This window comes from Streptomyces sp. ME02-8801-2C, assembly GCF_033793965.1.
Taxonomy (GTDB): Bacteria; Actinomycetota; Actinomycetes; order Streptomycetales; family Streptomycetaceae; genus Streptomyces.
Window position 1 is genome coordinate 186205 of record NZ_JARAXP010000005.1, and the last position, 15627, is coordinate 201831.

General features: G+C 69.5%; 15 protein-coding genes and 2 pseudogenes. 9 read left to right on the top strand and 8 right to left on the bottom strand.

Features of this window, described 5'->3' with window-relative positions:
* Positions 1-110 precede the first annotated feature (110 nt).
* The 4 genes from PV396_RS18095 to PV396_RS18110 form a co-directional block, all read right to left on the bottom strand.
* Positions 111-1124: a cytochrome c oxidase assembly protein gene (locus tag PV396_RS18095; RefSeq protein ID WP_319205793.1), complete on the bottom strand. Its 1014-nt coding sequence runs from the start codon at positions 1122-1124 to the stop codon at positions 111-113.
* Positions 1125-1322: 198 nt separating this feature from the next.
* Positions 1323-2615, bottom strand: a complete 1293-nt coding sequence (locus PV396_RS18100; protein ID WP_319205794.1) for an alpha/beta hydrolase — start codon at positions 2613-2615, stop codon at positions 1323-1325.
* A gap of 102 nt (positions 2616-2717) precedes the next feature.
* Complete coding sequence (locus tag PV396_RS18105; protein WP_319205795.1) at positions 2718-3665, bottom strand: hypothetical protein; 948 nt, start codon at positions 3663-3665, stop codon at positions 2718-2720.
* Positions 3662-5368 (bottom strand): serine/threonine-protein kinase, encoded by a 1707-nt coding sequence (locus PV396_RS18110; protein ID WP_319205796.1) that lies wholly within the window; start codon positions 5366-5368, stop codon positions 3662-3664. Before PV396_RS18110 ends, PV396_RS18105 begins: the two co-directional genes overlap by 4 nt.
* A 243-nt stretch (positions 5369-5611) precedes the next feature.
* Here PV396_RS18110 and PV396_RS18115 point away from each other — a divergent pair, with 243 nt between their 5' ends.
* The 6 genes from PV396_RS18115 to PV396_RS18140 are packed head-to-tail and all read left to right on the top strand — an operon-like array spanning position 5612 to position 9975.
* On the top strand, positions 5612-6133 hold the full coding sequence (locus tag PV396_RS18115) for an SRPBCC family protein (RefSeq protein WP_319205797.1): 522 nt from the start codon (positions 5612-5614) through the stop codon (positions 6131-6133).
* A complete protein-coding gene (locus PV396_RS18120; RefSeq protein ID WP_319205798.1) occupies positions 6126-7757 on the top strand; it encodes an NAD(P)/FAD-dependent oxidoreductase in 1632 nt (543 codons plus the stop codon). Before PV396_RS18115 ends, PV396_RS18120 begins: the two co-directional genes overlap by 8 nt.
* A 36-nt stretch (positions 7758-7793) precedes the next feature.
* A complete protein-coding gene (locus PV396_RS18125) occupies positions 7794-8246 on the top strand; it encodes a hypothetical protein (RefSeq protein ID WP_319205799.1) in 453 nt (150 codons plus the stop codon).
* A 45-nt stretch (positions 8247-8291) separates the two neighbouring features.
* Positions 8292-9176, top strand: coding sequence for an SDR family oxidoreductase (locus PV396_RS18130; RefSeq protein WP_319205800.1), 885 nt, complete (start codon positions 8292-8294; stop codon positions 9174-9176).
* 22 nt (positions 9177-9198) lie between these two features.
* On the top strand, positions 9199-9429 hold the full coding sequence (locus tag PV396_RS18135; protein WP_319205801.1) for a DUF2945 domain-containing protein: 231 nt from the start codon (positions 9199-9201) through the stop codon (positions 9427-9429).
* A gap of 45 nt (positions 9430-9474) precedes the next feature.
* Complete coding sequence (locus tag PV396_RS18140; protein WP_319205802.1) at positions 9475-9975, top strand: MSMEG_6728 family protein; 501 nt, start codon at positions 9475-9477, stop codon at positions 9973-9975.
* Between the two features lie 59 nt (positions 9976-10034).
* Here PV396_RS18140 and PV396_RS18145 read toward each other — a convergent pair whose 3' ends face one another.
* The 4 genes and pseudogenes from PV396_RS18145 to PV396_RS18160 all read right to left on the bottom strand — a co-directional run bounded on the left by PV396_RS18145 (position 10035) and on the right by PV396_RS18160 (position 12230).
* Positions 10035-10157, bottom strand: coding sequence for a hypothetical protein (locus PV396_RS18145; RefSeq protein WP_319205803.1), 123 nt, complete (start codon positions 10155-10157; stop codon positions 10035-10037).
* A gap of 216 nt (positions 10158-10373) precedes the next feature.
* Positions 10374-10667 (bottom strand): AbrB/MazE/SpoVT family DNA-binding domain-containing protein, encoded by a 294-nt coding sequence (locus tag PV396_RS18150; protein ID WP_319205804.1) that lies wholly within the window; start codon positions 10665-10667, stop codon positions 10374-10376.
* A 146-nt stretch (positions 10668-10813) separates the two neighbouring features.
* Positions 10814-11413: pseudogene (locus PV396_RS18155) on the bottom strand (GntR family transcriptional regulator); the annotation flags it as partial.
* 142 nt (positions 11414-11555) lie between these two features.
* Positions 11556-12230 (bottom strand): SMI1/KNR4 family protein, encoded by a 675-nt coding sequence (locus PV396_RS18160; RefSeq protein ID WP_319205805.1) that lies wholly within the window; start codon positions 12228-12230, stop codon positions 11556-11558.
* 380 nt (positions 12231-12610) lie between these two features.
* On the opposite strand from PV396_RS18160, the pseudogene PV396_RS45150 reads away from it, so the two are divergent.
* The 3 genes and pseudogenes from PV396_RS45150 to PV396_RS18180 all read left to right on the top strand — a co-directional run bounded on the left by PV396_RS45150 (position 12611) and on the right by PV396_RS18180 (position 15547).
* Positions 12611-12945: pseudogene (locus PV396_RS45150) on the top strand (DUF6578 domain-containing protein).
* A 197-nt stretch (positions 12946-13142) separates the two neighbouring features.
* A complete protein-coding gene (locus tag PV396_RS18175; RefSeq protein ID WP_319205808.1) occupies positions 13143-13832 on the top strand; it encodes a hypothetical protein in 690 nt (229 codons plus the stop codon).
* A 602-nt stretch (positions 13833-14434) separates the two neighbouring features.
* Positions 14435-15547: a DUF1152 domain-containing protein gene (locus tag PV396_RS18180; RefSeq protein WP_319206343.1), complete on the top strand. Its 1113-nt coding sequence runs from the start codon at positions 14435-14437 to the stop codon at positions 15545-15547.
* Positions 15548-15627 lie beyond the last annotated feature (80 nt).

Here is a 15627-nt window from a genome sequence, read left to right on the forward strand (position 1 = left end):
CAACTGCATGGTTCTGCTGGGAGCCGGTGCGTGGCTGCTGGAGCATCCGCCCGCGTGGCACGTCGGCCGAGAATCCGCCCACGGTGGTCCCGAGCGGTTCCCACAGCCGGTCAGGGCTGCCCGTTCTGGCGGCGGATCCTGGCGGCCACCTCGTTCTGTTCGGTCTCCCACCAGGGGCGTACGCGGTCGGGAGTGGATGTCGTGCCGGGCTCCGGGACCGGTGCGGCGGCGGCGAGTTCCGCGTCCAGTCGGCGGTCGAGGGCCGCGGTCTGAACGCGTTCGGCACGCGTCCACTGGAACAGGACCGCCAGCAGGAAGGGCAGAGCGACCAGCTCGGCGATGCCGAGCATCGCGCCACCGCCGACCTGCTGGTCATGGTGGACGTCCGGCGACCAGGACGGGGCGTGGCGCACATACCAGGCGCCCGCGATCAGGGTGCCGTGCGTCATGACGACGATCCCGGGCACCGCGTCGACGACGCCGTCCAGGAAGACCAGCGCCGCCCGCACCGGATGCGTGCACCAGGACGGCAGCGTCTCCTCCCGGGTCAGTACCGGTACGACGAACAGGCAGCCGGCCGCCAGCAGGTGCAGGTACATCAACTCGTGCAGCCAGCCCACCCGCAGCGCCGTGGCGAAGTACGGCGTGAAGTACACCGTCAGCTCGGTGGCCAGCACCAGCACCGTACTGACCAGGGGAAAGGTCAACGCCCGTACCACCCGCCCGGTCACCACCCGCCGGACCCGGGCGCCGGCCCTTTCCGGCAGTGCCTCGACGGCCAGCCGCAGCGGATCGCCGAGCGCCAGGCCCAGTGGCACCACCAGGTCCAGCGCGACGTTCTGCACGGCGGCCGGCCAGAACAGCACGCGGTCGTAGACGGCGAGCCCGGACATCGTCGCCACGACCAGCCCGCCGAGGCCGAGGAGCGCGAACGCGGCAGCCCTGGCGAGTGGCCAGGGCGTCCCGCGCCGACGGAGTCTTGTCACGCCCCAGCCGTAGAGCACGCCCAAAGCTACGGCCAGCAGGAGGGCGGGGACGTCCAGTCGCCAGGAGGACAGCAGCCGGCCCGCGGTCAGCTCCGCGAGCGGGCCGGTCGCCAGATCGGTCAGGGCGTGACCAGCCATCCGGTCCCTCCCCTCCTCCCACGCCCCGCGCCGGGACGCGTCACCTCCGCCGTCCAGCCACACGGCCGCACAGTTGGACGGTATGCCTGTACGGCCGCGGGTCGGGCAGCGGGGTGCTCCGGGCCCGTCACCCGCTCCGGTGGCCGGCGGCCCCCTGGCCTCGGGTGGCCCCAGGCCCGGGCGGAGCGGCGGCGGGCTTCATCTGCGCTTCGTGGCGGGAGGCGTCGGCTCCGGGCCCTCGGCGCGCAGAGTCGCATGACCGGGCTTCGGGTCGTCGGCGGCCGCCGGCGACTTCTTCAGGTGACGGGGTACGGCGTCCTGGGGGAACGTCAGTTGCTGGTTCATCCACTTCAGGGCGGGAGGCATCTCCTGTACCCAGGTCGGGAAGTTGTGGCTGCCGTGCTCGGGCAGGATCGACACGACCCGCATGGGCGGCTTGACGGCCCTGACGAATGCCTGCGTCTGCGGATAACCGCGCTCGCCGTGCTTGCTCTCGGCCACCAGGACGGACACCTGGGGGGCGGGCAGGTGCTTGAGCCGCCACATCAGGTCGTGGCCGTTGATCCGCTCGTCCCGGTCCGGTCCGCTGCCGAAAAGGCTGCCGGTCGTCGGATCGTCCTTGACCTTGTAGTCGGGCGACAGCGCGGCCGCCGTCGTGTACACGTGCGGATCACGCATCGTCAGCTGAAGGGCGCAGCTGCCTCCCGAGGAGTAGCCCATGACACCCCAGGCACTGGCGGCATGACCCACCCGATAGGCGGACTTCAGGGCGTCGGGCAGATCCTTGGCCAGGAAGGTCTCGGTCTGCGGACCGCCCGGTACGTTCACGCACTCGGTGTCGCGCGGCGGCGCGATCGTCGGCCGGATCATCACCATGACGGTCGGCTGCATCTGACCGCGCCGCTGCAGATCGCCCGCGATCTGGGGCACCCGCAGATGCTGCGCGAGGTTGAAGATGCTGCCCGGATAGCCGCTGAGGGCGACGATCACCGGGAAGCGCTGCCGTTGGTACGCCTTCTGGAAGTACTGCGGCGGCAGATAGACGAACGCCGGGTCGACCACGCCGGTGCGGCGTCCGATGACCTTCACGGACTCCACCCGCCCGTTCACCGAGGCGGGCCCGGTGGGCAGTCCACTGACCTGGCCCAACTGCTCATTGGTATCCGGCTGTACCAGCGCCCCCTTCATGGCGGCACCGCTCATCGTGCCGACGCCTCCGACGCCTCCGCCCGCCTGGGTCAGCTCGACGGGGGCCGTCTCGACGCGGCCGAAGAGTTCGTTCCACGATCCGAAGAACTGGTACGACGAGTTCACCCAGCACGCGAACGCCGCGATGAGCACCACCTGGGTCGTCCCGATGGCGACCAGTCGTCCCAGCACCTGCCACAGTCCCCGCCGGGCGAAGCGTGGCCACGACCAGACCAACAGCGCCACACTCACGGCGGCGACAGCCGTCATCACATACACAGTCGTTTCGCTGGTCAGACCCATGCCGGTTGATACCCGATTTCCCTGTCTGTGCGTATTCCTTCATCCAGAAGGAGGGAAATTCGGGCCTCCGCGTTCCCCCAGACCGCTCATCGGGGTCACCGCTCAGCGGCAGTCGTACGTGAAGTGCGTGGTCACCGTGCGCCGGGTGGGTGAGAGGAGGTGCAGTTCGGCCTGCGCGGTGTAGCGGCCCTTGCCCTGGAAGGTCCACAGCAGGTGGAGGTTCGCGTGTTTCTGGCCCCGGACCATCTCCTCGCGCAGTACGCCCGACGCGGTGCCGTCGCTTCGGGTCCAGCGGTAGGAGAGGGTGCCCGGTCGGCCGTTCGTGGTGACGCGGGCGGCGATGTCCGCCGTGGCGTCGCAGCCCAGCAGCGTCGGACGGGCTGTCACCTCCACTGTGCGTGCCGCGATGTCCGGTCCCAGGCGCTGCCAGGCGAGGAACGCGATGACGACGAGCAGGACGAGGGCGGGCAGGGCGTGTCTTCGCAGGCGTCTGCGCGGGGGCGCGAGGGGCGCCGGCACCACGTTCAGCGTGCTGTGGGTACGGTTCGCGACGGCCGCCGTCACCCCGGGGCCGAACCGCAGCACGGTGCCCTCGGTACGGTCGGGCAGCGTCGGAGGCGCGGGTGACGCGGGTGAGGTTGTGGATGGTGTCGGCGGCGACTTCTCCAGCAAGTTCACCAAGTTGGTCGTGGGCGGCCCGACGGGAACGGTCTCCGGCTCGGGCCGCTGGATCCAGTGGCTGGCCAGCACGGTCGCGCTGTACTCGTCGTCGTCCGGACGCGACTGCGGCGCCCGGATGGGCTCGGCGTCGGCCGGACCGAGCACCCGGGTGGACTCGACGTCGGCCAGCCCGAGCACCCGGGTGGAGTCGTTGTCATCCGCGTGCAGCACCCGGGTGGAGTCGTTGTCGTCCGCGTGCACCGCCCGGATGGAGTCGTCGTCCATGTGCAGCACCCGAGTGAACTCGTCCTCGTCCATGTGCAGCACCCGGGTGGGCTCGTCGGTCCCGGTAGGGGAACCGGAAACGCGGTCGTCGTCATACTCGGTCATGAGATGCCACACCCTCTGGTCAGAAGCTGCTGCGAGGCGCCGCCGTCGGCGGAGGCCGGAGTGGTTGTGGCCTGCACCGTCCAGTAGCAGCCGTCGCCCTGGAAGGTGTGCTCGACGGTGAGCGTGTACTGCGTGGCGCCGCTGCGTTCGAACGTCTGGGACGGGCCGTCCGCGGCGGCGGCGAGCCGTAGCCCGTTGTCGCTCGTGGACCACGAGACGGTGACGGAGATCGGGCCGGTGCCGTCCGTGGTGATGTCGATCGTGGCCGTTGCGGTCGTCGGACCCGTCTGCCGGAAGACCGAAATCGCGACGTCCTTGACGGCGGGCGCGGCCGGCCCTGTGGGGGCACTGGTCGTCGGCGCCGGATCGGTGTCGGTCGCGGTGGGCGTCGGGGCGGGCGTCGTGGTCCCCGGCGGCGGAGCGACCGTGGCGGGCCCGCCGGTGTCGGTGGTCGCCGGGGCCGAGGGCGTAAGGCCGGGTGACGCGGAGGACGGCGAGGTCGAGGCTGAGTCCGAGGGCGAGGGCGAGGAGCTGGGCGACGCGGAGGACGACGGGGACGGGGTGTCCGACGCGGCCGGAGTGGCGAGTCCTCCGGACTCCACGCCGGGCTGGGCACTGGTGGTCGCCAGGGCCTGCGCCGCCTGCTGCGGATCCACTCCCGGGGTGTCCGGCATACCGTAGGACAGGACGACGGCCAGGAGTACGGCCGCGCCCGCCACCAGGATCCCCGGGCGGCCGGGCCGCCACGACCGCGCCCCGCCGAGGCCCGGTTCGCTGCCCAGGACCGTACGGGCGGTGTCCGTGGTGGTCCGCTGCGCGCCGCGCGCCGAGGGCAGCAGCAGCGGCAGCAGGGCGACCAGCGCGGCGAGCCGGCCCCGGCCGCGTTCCTCCCAGTCGGGACCGTAGGCGGCGCCCGCGACCGCCTCCAGTTCGCTCACGAACTCCTCGGCCTGGCTGGGCCGTTGCCCCGGCTCCTTGGCCAGACCGCGCCGGACCAGCTCCCGCACCGACTCGGGGACCTCGTCGACGGGGACGGGCGCGTCGACGTGCTGCAGCGCGAGTTCGGCGAGGTTGTCACCCGGGTACGGCTTGTGGCCCGTAAGGCACTCGAAGAACGTGGCCGTGGCCGCGTACACGTCGGCGGCCGGAGAGGCGGGAGCGCCGGTCCACTGCTCCGGGGCCATGTAGGCGGGGGTTCCGGCCACGCCGACGCTGGTGCCGGCGTCCACCGCGATCCCGAAGTCGACCAGCTTGGACGAGCCGTCCGGTGCGACCAGGACGTTCGCCGGCTTGTAGTCGCGGTGGACGACGCCTACGCGGTGCGCGTCGGCCAGGCCGAGCAGCGACCCCTTGAGGATCACGAGGGCGGACTCGGGGTCGAGCGTGCCCCGGCTGGTCAGCAGGGTCCGCAACGAGATGCCGTCCACCAGCTCCATCACGATGGCGGCGCCGTCCGGGCTCTCGACGTACTCGTACAGGCCGGTGACGTACGCGCTCTCCAGCCCGCCGAGGAGCCGCGCCTCCGCCCTGAAGTCGCGTACGAAGCCGGGCCGGGTGCGCAGTGAGTCGCTGAGGTACTTCACCGCGACCGGAACGCCGGTCGCCTCGTGCACGGCGAGGACGACCCGCCCGCTCGCCCCTGCCCCGAGCTCCAGCGAGCCGGTGTATCCGGGTACTTCCCACGTGCTCGTCGCAGAACTCATTCCAGACCCCCAAGGCCTACGTGCCGCACGTGCTGCCGGACGCCGCCCACCCGCCCACGACCACAGAGCATGCACCCAGAGACACGTTTTCAGCCACTGCGGTTGCAGTGGACACCCGGAATCGGACGAGTGCACGAGTGCCCGGTGGTTGGGCCACAGGCGACAGGGCACTCGGCGATGGTCCGCCATCGGCAACGCGTGAGATTCCTGAGACTCCTGAGACTCGTAAGACTGGAGATACCCGTGGCCGTACGTCATCGCCTCATCAAAGCCAGCCCCGCCAGAGTGTGGGAGGTCCTTTCCGACGGCAGCAGGTATGCGGAATGGGTGGTGGGAACGTCGTCCTCGCAACCCGTGTCCGGCCAGTGGCCGCAGCAGGACTCGGCGATCGGTTACGAGGTGCGGCTGGGCCCGTTCCGGGTCGGCAACGAGACCGTCGTACGCCGCTGCCAGGAGGGATCCGTCCTGGAACTGGAGGCTGCCGCCGGTCTCCTCGGAACGGCCCGTATCGCGATCGAGCTGCGGGAATGGGGCGAGCACTGTCTGGTTCTCGTCGATGAACATCCCCTGCAGGGGGCCGGGGGCGCTCTGCACAACGTGGGGTTCGAAGCACTGATACAGCTCCGGCACCGCGCCATGCTCGCCCGGCTCGCCCGCTGCTGCGAGGACGGAGGCGCAGAGGGAGACACAGAGGGTGTCGGGGAGTCGGGTAGGCGGCGGTCGGGGCGCGAGCACCGGGGCGGGGAGGGTCTTGCCCATGCCTGACGCCGTCGTGATCGGTGCCGGGCCCAACGGGCTGGTGGCCGCCAACGTACTGGCGGACGCCGGCTGGAGCGTCGAGGTCCTCGAGGAACAGCCGGAGCCGGGCGGCGCCGTCCGCCACGACCGGGGCGTCGATCCCGACTTCGTCAACGACCTCTTCAGCGCCTTCTACCCGTTGGCCGCCGCGTCCCCGATCCTGGCCGGGTTCCATCTCGAGGAGTACGGACTGCGCTGGAGCCACGCCCCGGCGGTGCTCGCGCATCCGCTGAGCGACGGCCGGTGCGCCGTACTGGACCGGCGCGTCGACACCACCGCCGCCTCCCTCGACGCGTTCGCGCCCGGCGACGGGGACGCCTGGCGGCGGCTGTGCGACCTGTGGCAGACCGTGCGGCCCGATGTACTGGGCGCGCTGTTCACCCCGTTTCCGCCGGTCAGGTCGGCGGCCCGGCTTGCCCTGACCCTGCGTGCGGCCGGCGGGCTGCGTACGGCACGGTCCTTGATCCTTCCCGTACGCAGGCTGGGCGAGGAGGAGTTCCGCGGTGAGGGCGGTCGGCTGCTGCTGGCGGGCAACGCCCTGCACGCCGACCTCGCCCCCGAAGCGGCCGGCAGCGGCGGCTTCGGCTGGCTGATGTCGATGCTCGGACAGACGTACGGCTTTCCCGTGCCGGTCGGCGGCTCGGGCGCGCTGACCGACGCGCTGGTCCGGCGGCTGCGCGCGCGTGGGGGGCAGGTGCGGTGCGGGGAGCGGGTGGAGACGGTCGTCGTACGCGGCGGACGGGCCGTCGGGGTGCGAACCGCCGGCGGGGAGGCGGTGCCCGTGCACAGGGCGGTGCTCGCCGACGTCGCCGTACCGGTCCTCTACCGGGAGCTCGTCGGCCCCGAACACCTGCCCGCGCAGCTACTGGACGACCTGCGGCGCTTCCAGTGGGACTTCGCCACCTTCAAGGTCGACTGGGCGCTCGACGGTCCCGTGCCCTGGCGGGCCGAGGGGGCCAGTCGGGCCGGGACAGTCCACCTTGCCGACGGCATGGACGAGCTGACCCGGTTCGCCGCCCAGATCGCCATGCGCGAGGTACCCGACCGTCCCTTCGCCCTGTTCGGCCAGATGACCACGGCAGACGCCACCCGCTCCCCCAGCGGCACGGAGTCGGCCTGGGCCTACACACACGTCCCGCACGACATCCGCCGGGACGCGGGCGAGGAGGGCATCGACGGCGCCTGGGGCAAGACGGACCAGGAACTCATGGCGGACCGCGTGGAACAGCAGGTCGAACGGTTCGCGCCCGGCTTCCGCAGCCGTATCCGCGCCCGGCGCGTCCTGGCCCCGCCCACCCTCGAGGCGCTCGACGCCAACCTCCCGGGCGGCGCCATCAACGGCGGCACCACCGCCATCCACCAGCAGCTCCTCTTCCGCCCGGTGCCCGGCACGGGCCGCCCGGAGACCCCCGTCGCGGGCCTCTTCCTGGCCTCCGCCGGCGCCCATCCCGGGGGAGGCGTACACGGAGCGCCCGGCGCCAACGCCGCCCGCGCGGCACTGCGCGCCCACCGCGTACCGGGCATGTTCCGCGCCCACGCCCAACGACTCCTCACCCGCCGCGACCGCACGGGCCGCAGGGTCTCCGACTGACAACCACCGAACTCACCGACACATCGAGGGAACGGCATGAGTGACCACCAGGACGGTCCCGACCGCCGCCACCGGCGACCGGACGGCGTCGACGACACGACCCTCGAGGCCCTCGGGGCCCTTTCGAAGGCGCTGGAGACCACCGAGCGAGCCCGCGGCCACCTCTACGGCTTCCACCAGCTGACCGGCGCGGCCGATCTGGAACTCGACCGGGCGGTACGTCTGCTGCGCGAGGCCGGGCATCCCGGCTGGGCCGAGAATGTCGAGGCCGAGATCCTGGGCCGCAACGTCATCCCCGGCCACTGGACGTTCCAGATCGTCGAGGCCTACAACGACACCTACTACCGCCCGTTCCAGGAGCTGGAGCGCAGCCTGGTGAGCGAACTCGCCGACGGCCGGGGCCATTTGTACGAGGCGGAGATGAAGGAGAACCGCCGTACGGCCGGTCACCGCGACCACACGGCCCGCCCGCCGGACGCCGAGGAGTGAGAGCCGGCCAGCCCTGACGGCCGGTACGGGAAGAAAGGCCCACCCGTGCGAAGCAGCCCGCTGAAGGACCGGACGGTCGTGGTGACCGGTGCCGCGCGCGGGCTGGGGGCGGCGCTGGCGCACGAGATCGCCGCGCGAGGCGCAGGATTGGCACTCCTCGGGCACGAGAAGTCCCCGCTGGAGGAGTTGGCCGCGCGGTTGCCGACACCTGTCCTGGCCCTCGAGGTCGATGTGACCGACCTACGGGCGCTGGAGCGGGCGGCGGCCGAGGTACGCGCCCGTCTCGGCCCCCCGTCGGCCGTGATCGCCAACGCGGGCGTCGCGGCGGGCGGCCCCTTCGACGCCACCGACCCGGCCGACTGGCGTCGGGTGATCGAGGTGAACCTCGTAGGCAGCGCCCAGACGGCAAGAGCCTTCCTACCGGACCTGTACGCAACTCAGGGCTACTACCTGCAGATAGCCTCCCTGGCCGCCCTCGGCGCGGCTCCCCTGATGAGCGCGTACTGCGCCTCCAAGGCCGGCGCGGAGGCCTTCGCACACGCGCTGCGCGCCGAGGTCGCCCACCGTGGCGTCGGGGTGGGCATCGCCTACCTCAACTGGATCGACACCGACATGGTCCGCGACGCCGACCAGCACGCAGTACTGCGCGAACTGCGCGCCCTCATGCCCGCGCCGGCGCGGCGGGTCTCCAGCACGGGAACGGTCGCAGACCGGCTCGTACACGGCCTGGAACACCGCCGTACGGCCGTGTACGCCCCGCCGTGGCTACGCCTCCTGCAGCCGGTACGCGCGGCACTGCCCCCGCTGATCCTGCGCCGATCCCGCCGCGAACTACCACGCCTGGCGGCCCACGAACCCCTGACCCCGACCGGCCTGCTCGGCGCGGGAGGCGTGGCTGACCGCGCGGCGACGGACCGCGCGCCCCGCTGAAACAGCAGAAAGGACAGAAATCATGACCCCCAAAAAGCCACACCGGGACGAGCAGTACGGCAAGGGCGACAAGGTGTCCTGGAAGAGCCACGGATCCACCGCCGAGGGCAAGGTCGAACGCAAGATCACCAAGCGCACGAAGGCCGCCGGCCGCGAGGTGGACGCCTCGCGGGAGGACCCGCAGTACGAGGTCCGCAGCGCGAAGTCGGGCAAGACGGCCGTCCACAAGCCATCGGCCCTACGCCAAAGCTGACTGCCCCCGCACGCCACCACGCCACGTAGGACGGCGACGACGCCCATGCAGACATTCCTGGCCGATCCCGATTTCCGGCGCTCCGCACTGCTCCTGGACCGCCGCCGCCTGGGCAAGCAGCGGGTCGAGGCCCTCCAGGTGCTGCGGGGCCTGACCGTGCCGGGATACGGCTGGCGCAGGCATCCCGCCGTACGCATGTGGAGCGGATACGAGGAGGCACTGGTCCGGTACGGCCTGGAGATCTGCCGGGCGTGGTGCGAGCAGGGACACGAGGACAGCTGCGCCGCGTCACTGCTCGCCGGTCTGGCGGAACACCGTCCGGACACCTCTTCTGTCCGCGACCAGCCCGCGCTGGCGGCGGCCGGGGAGCTACCGCCGTGGCTGGGCGACGAGGCTTTCCACCGCAGCCACCAGTCCGCGTTGGTCCGCAAGGACCCGGCGACGTACGGGCCCTGCTTCCCGGGCGTACCGGACGATCTGCCGTACGTGTGGCCACGCTCGGACCGGGAACCGACGGACGGGGGAGATTCTCCGGCCGTGACGTGACAGCGGGAGAACGCCGAGAGCGGCCCACCCTGTCCAACAGGTGGACCGCTCTCGGTTCCTCAGGCGGGACCGGGATCGAAGATCTCGTGCCCACCGACCCGGCGCCAGATGACGTGCGGTTCACCTTCGCGGAGTTCATCTCCGTACTGCCAGGTGGCGCGCCCGTCAGGTGCCCAGGTCATTTCCATGATGGGACGCTCGCCGTCAGGGAGCCTGACTCCCAGGACCGGCTTGACCCGGAGGCCGGGCCGAAACTGCCCAGTCGCAACATCCGGTACGAATTTCGTTCGGATGGTGTCCTCGAACCGCTTGCGCTCCTGCGGGAGAAGCTTTCGGAAGTCGCGGTCGAAACGGGCAGTCGTAGTGAAAGTTGGCAATAGGGCCTCCGGCGGTCGGGGTCAGCTCTCCTTGCTGAGGTGCGCGAACATGCCGTCCACGTCCTCGTGGCGGGTCGTGCGCCCAGCCGCGATGTCCTCACTGGCCTCGCGCTCACCGACCTGCCACCGCTCCGCCCAGAACCACGCCTGGTCGGTGCGGATCTTCCTCAGTCCGTGAACCTCAACGACGCCGGCATCGTTGATCTCGAACTCAAGCTCGTCACCTGGAGAGACCCCCAGCGCCTCGCGCACGCCTGCGGGCAGCGTCAGCTGCCCCTTGTCGCGCACGGTGGCCTGGAACGTAGCCGCAGCCATGGATGACCTCCCACTCTTCCCAGGATTTAGCGAAATCTCGACTCTCCCACTTTCCAACTTTCTCACAATCTACCATTGGCGGCAGCGCCCCAGGGATCGCACGGGGCACACGGTGAAGCGCCCCTCGAAGCTTGACCCCGCGCTCGGGTCGCCGGGAGCTGGTACGACAGCACGTAGGCATCGGCCGCCATGACGGTGTCGCAGACTTCGACGGCCCGCCCCTCGGTGTCGTACGCGGTCCGGAGCAGGTGGATGACGGGCACGCCGGGGGCAAGCCGCAGCGTCTTCACTTCCGTGGGCGCGGGCATCCGGGCCCGGATCTCCTCCTCGAAGTGGTCGAGCCGGTGGCCGAGTTCCTCAAGGCGGGCGTAGATGCCGCCGTGTCCGGGATCGGGCTCAGCAATCGGCGTACCGCGAGCGATGTCGAGGGGTAGGTAGGAGGAGGCGAACTCGACCGGCCGCCCGTCCAGCAAATACCGGCGCCGCCGGACGAGCACTCGCCGTACGGACCCCAGCCGGGCGGAGATGTCCTGGCTGGCCTTCTCCTCCTTGACCTCGAGGCTGTCGACCTGGGGGTGACTGCCGACGGGCTCGGCCTCGACGATGAACGCGGACTTGCCCTGCTCTCTGTGCCGCCGGGCGAATCGGTCGGATGCGAGCCGCCGCACGGGCGGCCGGGGCCGCACGAACACGCCCTTCCCGTGTTCGGCGTGCACGAGCCCCTCCCCCTGAAGCACCGAGAAGGAGGTATCCATCACCCGACCTCAGCACGCGCATCACATGGACAGTCCGACCAGCGCTCTTCCTGCCCGTCGCGCACCGTCAGAGCGTCAAACTCCCCACCTGCGCTGGCGAGTTCAAGCCTGGCTGCCTCGTCGATCGTCCCTTCTAGCGAGGATGCCGAACGACTGCCTCAGACTTCTCCACCCAGTCGAGGTACCAGTCCGCGAATGTGACCTCTTCGAGGGGACGGAATCGTCCGTCCCCAGGGCGGTCATCGAGCCACACCTGACCCCTCTGCGGGCCAGACACGACAAGCCAGTGGCAACACCCGCAACCCTCGTGACTGAGGCACACGGCACCGGAAGAAAACCAGGCGTACAGCTTCTCGTCCTGTTCCAACCAAGCGCGATATGTCTCACGGAACTCAGCCTCGTCCGCGAAGTGCGACTCCACCGGCTCCGCGCTCTCGTGCTCGGCCTGCACCCGGACGCTTTCCTCCCCGCCGGGAAAGGCAAAGCGCAATCGTTCGTGGACCGTCCCCCCGCCCACGTCGCTCCACAGCCACCCGGCACCACTGCGGCTCAGAACGGTGAGCCCATACCCCGGTCCAGCAGCGCCGGCACCGACTTCGAGGAGGAAGGCTCGGTAGGCCATCGGTAGCGAGACACCCCACTGAGCCTCCGCCTCGGCAACCTCCGACTCCGACAGCGGATCAGCAAGCCAGAAGTGATGTCCCACTCCGCCGTACCGGTCCCAAGCTCCGAAAACCTTCCGCGACTTGTCAGCGCGAGCCAACGCCTCCACCCGCTCACGGACACCGCTCCAGTTCAACGCCCCCATGAACCGAAGCGTAGGCGAAGGCATCTGCTTCAGCGCAGGCAAACGACGTCGAACACCAACAGAGACCGGACCGCCCCAACAGACCAGCTGAGGTTTTGAGTTACAACCCCAGTACTACGAGGCCGGACGCGTCAACGAGGCACTGGTTGAACTGAGCGACCTCTTGGGAAAGTTCACGGATGCGGCCAGAACAGCCCTCGATTCACCCAAGGTCCAGGTTCCCCGAAGAAGTCGTCACTCAATGGATGCCGACGGGCCCCAGCCCCGGATCATCGACAAAATCCCTGGTACCAGCAGGTGCTCCCACGCACAATGACGGCATGACGTTGACGATTTGGGTCGATGACTGGCAGATGAAGTGCTGCGGGGAAACCTTCGCAATGGGGGATGTGGTCTCGTGGAATCTGTTGGAGGTGGACCCGGAGGACTACGCCGATGTCGTCGGTGACGAACGTGCAACTGGGATCAACTTCCGGGAGGAGCACCACGGCCAGAAGGGAAGCAGACGCCGACCCGGCTGGAGGTGCTGACGATCACCGAGGTCCACTGCCAATACTCGGTTCCCGCAGACGGCACGGCCAACATCCAAGGCCCGGTCCCGGGCACCACCGAACTGGTTCCCGTCAGCGAAGCGAACGGTTGGGCAGAGAACCGACCAGGCATCAGCTTCGCGGGCTACTTGGTGACGGCCCGACCTGCCAGGACCGAGGTATGACGGACGCGACCGTGACTCGCACCACAAGCGCACCGGATCGAGCGGGCAACAACGGTGAAGCGGGCGGCGTCCGGCGAGGCCAAACCGTGGCATTCACCTGGCCGGCGGAATCGGCCCCGAATGCCCGCAGCTTCTCCACCCAATGTTTCTGCCGCTGCATCAGGTCTGCGCCCCAGAGTCCGTAGCTGAGGGATGAGATGACGCCTCTAGCGATCACCTGGACTCTGCACAGCCACGGCTGGGCCTTCATCAAGGTGTCTGACGATCAGGGCGAGGCGGAGGTCATTGCTTCGTACGTCACCGACGGACCGGAGCAGTTCCTGTATGCCATTGCCAGGTTGGTGCTGGGCGACGAAGACACACGCGCCGCATTCGAGGGGGAGCCTCAGGTCTATCAATGGTTCTTCCACCGAGACGGATCTGACGTCGATATACGGCTGGTCAGGCTCGACCATGATCTTTCACCAAGCAGCTCAGCAACTGTTCTCTGGTCCGCCCGCCACACGGTCACGGCACTGGCGCGCTCGGCCGTGCGCGCCTTCGACCGAATTGCTCACGAAGTCGGTCAGGAGGCATATGAGACGCAGTGGGGCCAGCCGTTCCCCCGACCCGAACTCGAAGCCTTGCGCACCGCGATGCGGGACCACTCGCGCATGGATCTTGCCGAAGCACAGCGGGTAGCCGTCGTCTTCTTCGCGAGTCGCATGGAGGACGCCCACCTTTGGGACATGCGAGCACCCTCAGAGCCGGCCGCCACACAACTCGCTGAAGGATCAGTCCTCGTCTTCGAGTTCCGGCCTCCCCAAGGCCACGCGTGGCAGTCCTCCTGGCCTCCCCTCAGAGTCAGCGTGGATCCGCACACGGGACGCCCTGACATGCTGAGATGACGAGCCCTCCGTCTCAGTTTCCATCTCATTCAGCACCGTTCACGGCCGTTCAGACGGGACCAAGGCCCGTAGTCGCTCCCGGGACCAACCGTCTATGAACGCACGTGACCCGGGCCTGTACGCGGCCCTTCGAGACACCACCACCGTTGGAAAGCGTGCGTCTGTTCTTGCAGTGGCGCCCTGCTCGGTGCGCGGCCGGCGCTGGCAGGTCTCTCCTTGGCCATCGACGGAGCCCGGCCGTTGGTTAGGTCCCGGGTCGTACCCGGGCCGCCCCCAGACAGAACCGGGGATGAAGCTGCTCTACAGAGCTGGACACCTCGGAGCCGGCCGCGCGTCTGAGACCTTAGCTGCGCCCACTGACAATGCGCCCCACGAGCATCACCTCTGACGCTGTGCAGCGCCTGACCTACGCGAGTTTGTGAGCGCGTACCTCCGCAGCCATTCGGTTCATCGCCGCCTGCTTCTCCTGAGCCGAACGCACAGGCAAACCGGCGTACTCACGCCGCTCGCGCGCCTTGCGCTTCGTCTTCTCCCAGCTCACGGTGCTCATGCCTACTCCCTTCAGGGTGGTTGGGCAACGAGCCGCCCGTACCCTTGGCCCCATGACGCGGTTGATCATCGCAGCAGGCGGCGGGGGCGACGCAGTCGCCGCCGCGATGCTTGACGCCGCCCTGTACGGCGACAGCGAGCGGGCGGTGATCCTCACGTACGCGTGGGACCGCCTGCTGATCGACCCAGTGCCGGGCCCCCGGGGGCCTGACGACTTCGCCCGCCTCCAACCGCTCACCCCATCCGTCTGGAAGGTGCCTGCGGCAGCTCGCCCGATCGCCCCGGCAGGGTCCACGCTCCCCCGGCTGGCGGGCGAACTCCCCCACACCTTCGCCCTGATCGACCCGGGGAAGGGAATCGAGGGCGTCACGCGCCAACTCGAAGAACTCGTCGCCTACTTGCAGCCGAGCTCTATCGATCTCCTGGACGTCGGCGGCGACGTGTTGGCCCGCGGTGACGAACCGACGCTGAAGAGTCCGCTCGCCGACTCCCTGACTCTGGCAGCCTGCGGCCAAGTGGACGCCGATATACGTCTGTTGGTCGCAGGGCCCGGTCTCGACGGCGAACTGTCACACCGAGACCTGCAAGGCATTCTCGGCGGCTCAATCGTCCACACCTTCTCTGCTGAGGACGCGGAAACCATCAGCTCGGTCCTCGAATGGCACCCCTCAGAGGCAACAGGCATGCTCGCCGCAGCCGCCCGAGGCGTACGCGGCACGTGTGAAGTCCGGGACGCCGGGCTTCCCGTCCCCCTCACCGATGAAAGTCCAACCCTCCACCAGGTCGACCTGGACGTGGCGTTGAGCCGCAACGAGTTGGCCCGCGCCATCAGGTCGACATCGACAACCACCCTGGAACAGGTGGAAGCACTGAGCCGAGAGGTCTGCGGCTTCTCCGAGATCGACTACGAGCGCGAGAAAGCCCTCCGGCTCAGGGATCAACATCAACGGCCGGTGAAGCTCGACGCCGAGTCCGCGCTACTTCAACTCGTCCAGTTCGAGGCGGAAGCCAGGCTCCGTGGAGTCACTCACACCACGTTCCGGCACCTCACCGAGGTTCTGAACCTCGGAGGTTCGCAGCTCGATGACCTGCGCCGACTCCTCATCAACAGCCGACCGGAGCAGCACGCGGCTCCGCTCTGGCGCGTCCAGCCGGCACCTGAGTAACAACCCTCAGCCCCCGCTCCCCGCCGCTTCTCATGCGGTGGCAGGATGCGACCTGATCACGGACAAGCACCCGGGGGATC

Excerpts from the sequence above, each read along its gene's own strand:
- PV396_RS18120 (WP_319205798.1), top strand. The coding sequence starts at position 6,126 with ATGCCTGACGCCGTCGTGATCGGTGCCGGGCCCAACGGGCTGGTGGCC.
- PV396_RS18180 (WP_319206343.1), top strand. The coding sequence starts at position 14,435 with ATGACGCGGTTGATCATCGCAGCAGGCGGCGGGGGCGACGCAGTCGCC.
- PV396_RS18140 (WP_319205802.1), top strand. The coding sequence starts at position 9,475 with ATGCAGACATTCCTGGCCGATCCCGATTTCCGGCGCTCCGCACTGCTC.
- PV396_RS18160 (WP_319205805.1), bottom strand. The coding sequence starts at position 12,230 with ATGGGGGCGTTGAACTGGAGCGGTGTCCGTGAGCGGGTGGAGGCGTTG.
- PV396_RS18125 (WP_319205799.1), top strand. The coding sequence starts at position 7,794 with ATGAGTGACCACCAGGACGGTCCCGACCGCCGCCACCGGCGACCGGAC.
- PV396_RS18095 (WP_319205793.1), bottom strand. The coding sequence starts at position 1,124 with ATGGCTGGTCACGCCCTGACCGATCTGGCGACCGGCCCGCTCGCGGAG.
- PV396_RS18110 (WP_319205796.1), bottom strand. The coding sequence starts at position 5,368 with ATGAGTTCTGCGACGAGCACGTGGGAAGTACCCGGATACACCGGCTCG.
- PV396_RS18135 (WP_319205801.1), top strand. The coding sequence starts at position 9,199 with ATGACCCCCAAAAAGCCACACCGGGACGAGCAGTACGGCAAGGGCGAC.
- PV396_RS18175 (WP_319205808.1), top strand. The coding sequence starts at position 13,143 with ATGACGCCTCTAGCGATCACCTGGACTCTGCACAGCCACGGCTGGGCC.
- PV396_RS18150 (WP_319205804.1), bottom strand. The coding sequence starts at position 10,667 with ATGGCTGCGGCTACGTTCCAGGCCACCGTGCGCGACAAGGGGCAGCTG.
- PV396_RS18145 (WP_319205803.1), bottom strand. The coding sequence starts at position 10,157 with ATGACCTGGGCACCTGACGGGCGCGCCACCTGGCAGTACGGAGATGAA.
- PV396_RS18105 (WP_319205795.1), bottom strand. The coding sequence starts at position 3,665 with ATGACCGAGTATGACGACGACCGCGTTTCCGGTTCCCCTACCGGGACC.
- PV396_RS18100 (WP_319205794.1), bottom strand. The coding sequence starts at position 2,615 with ATGGGTCTGACCAGCGAAACGACTGTGTATGTGATGACGGCTGTCGCC.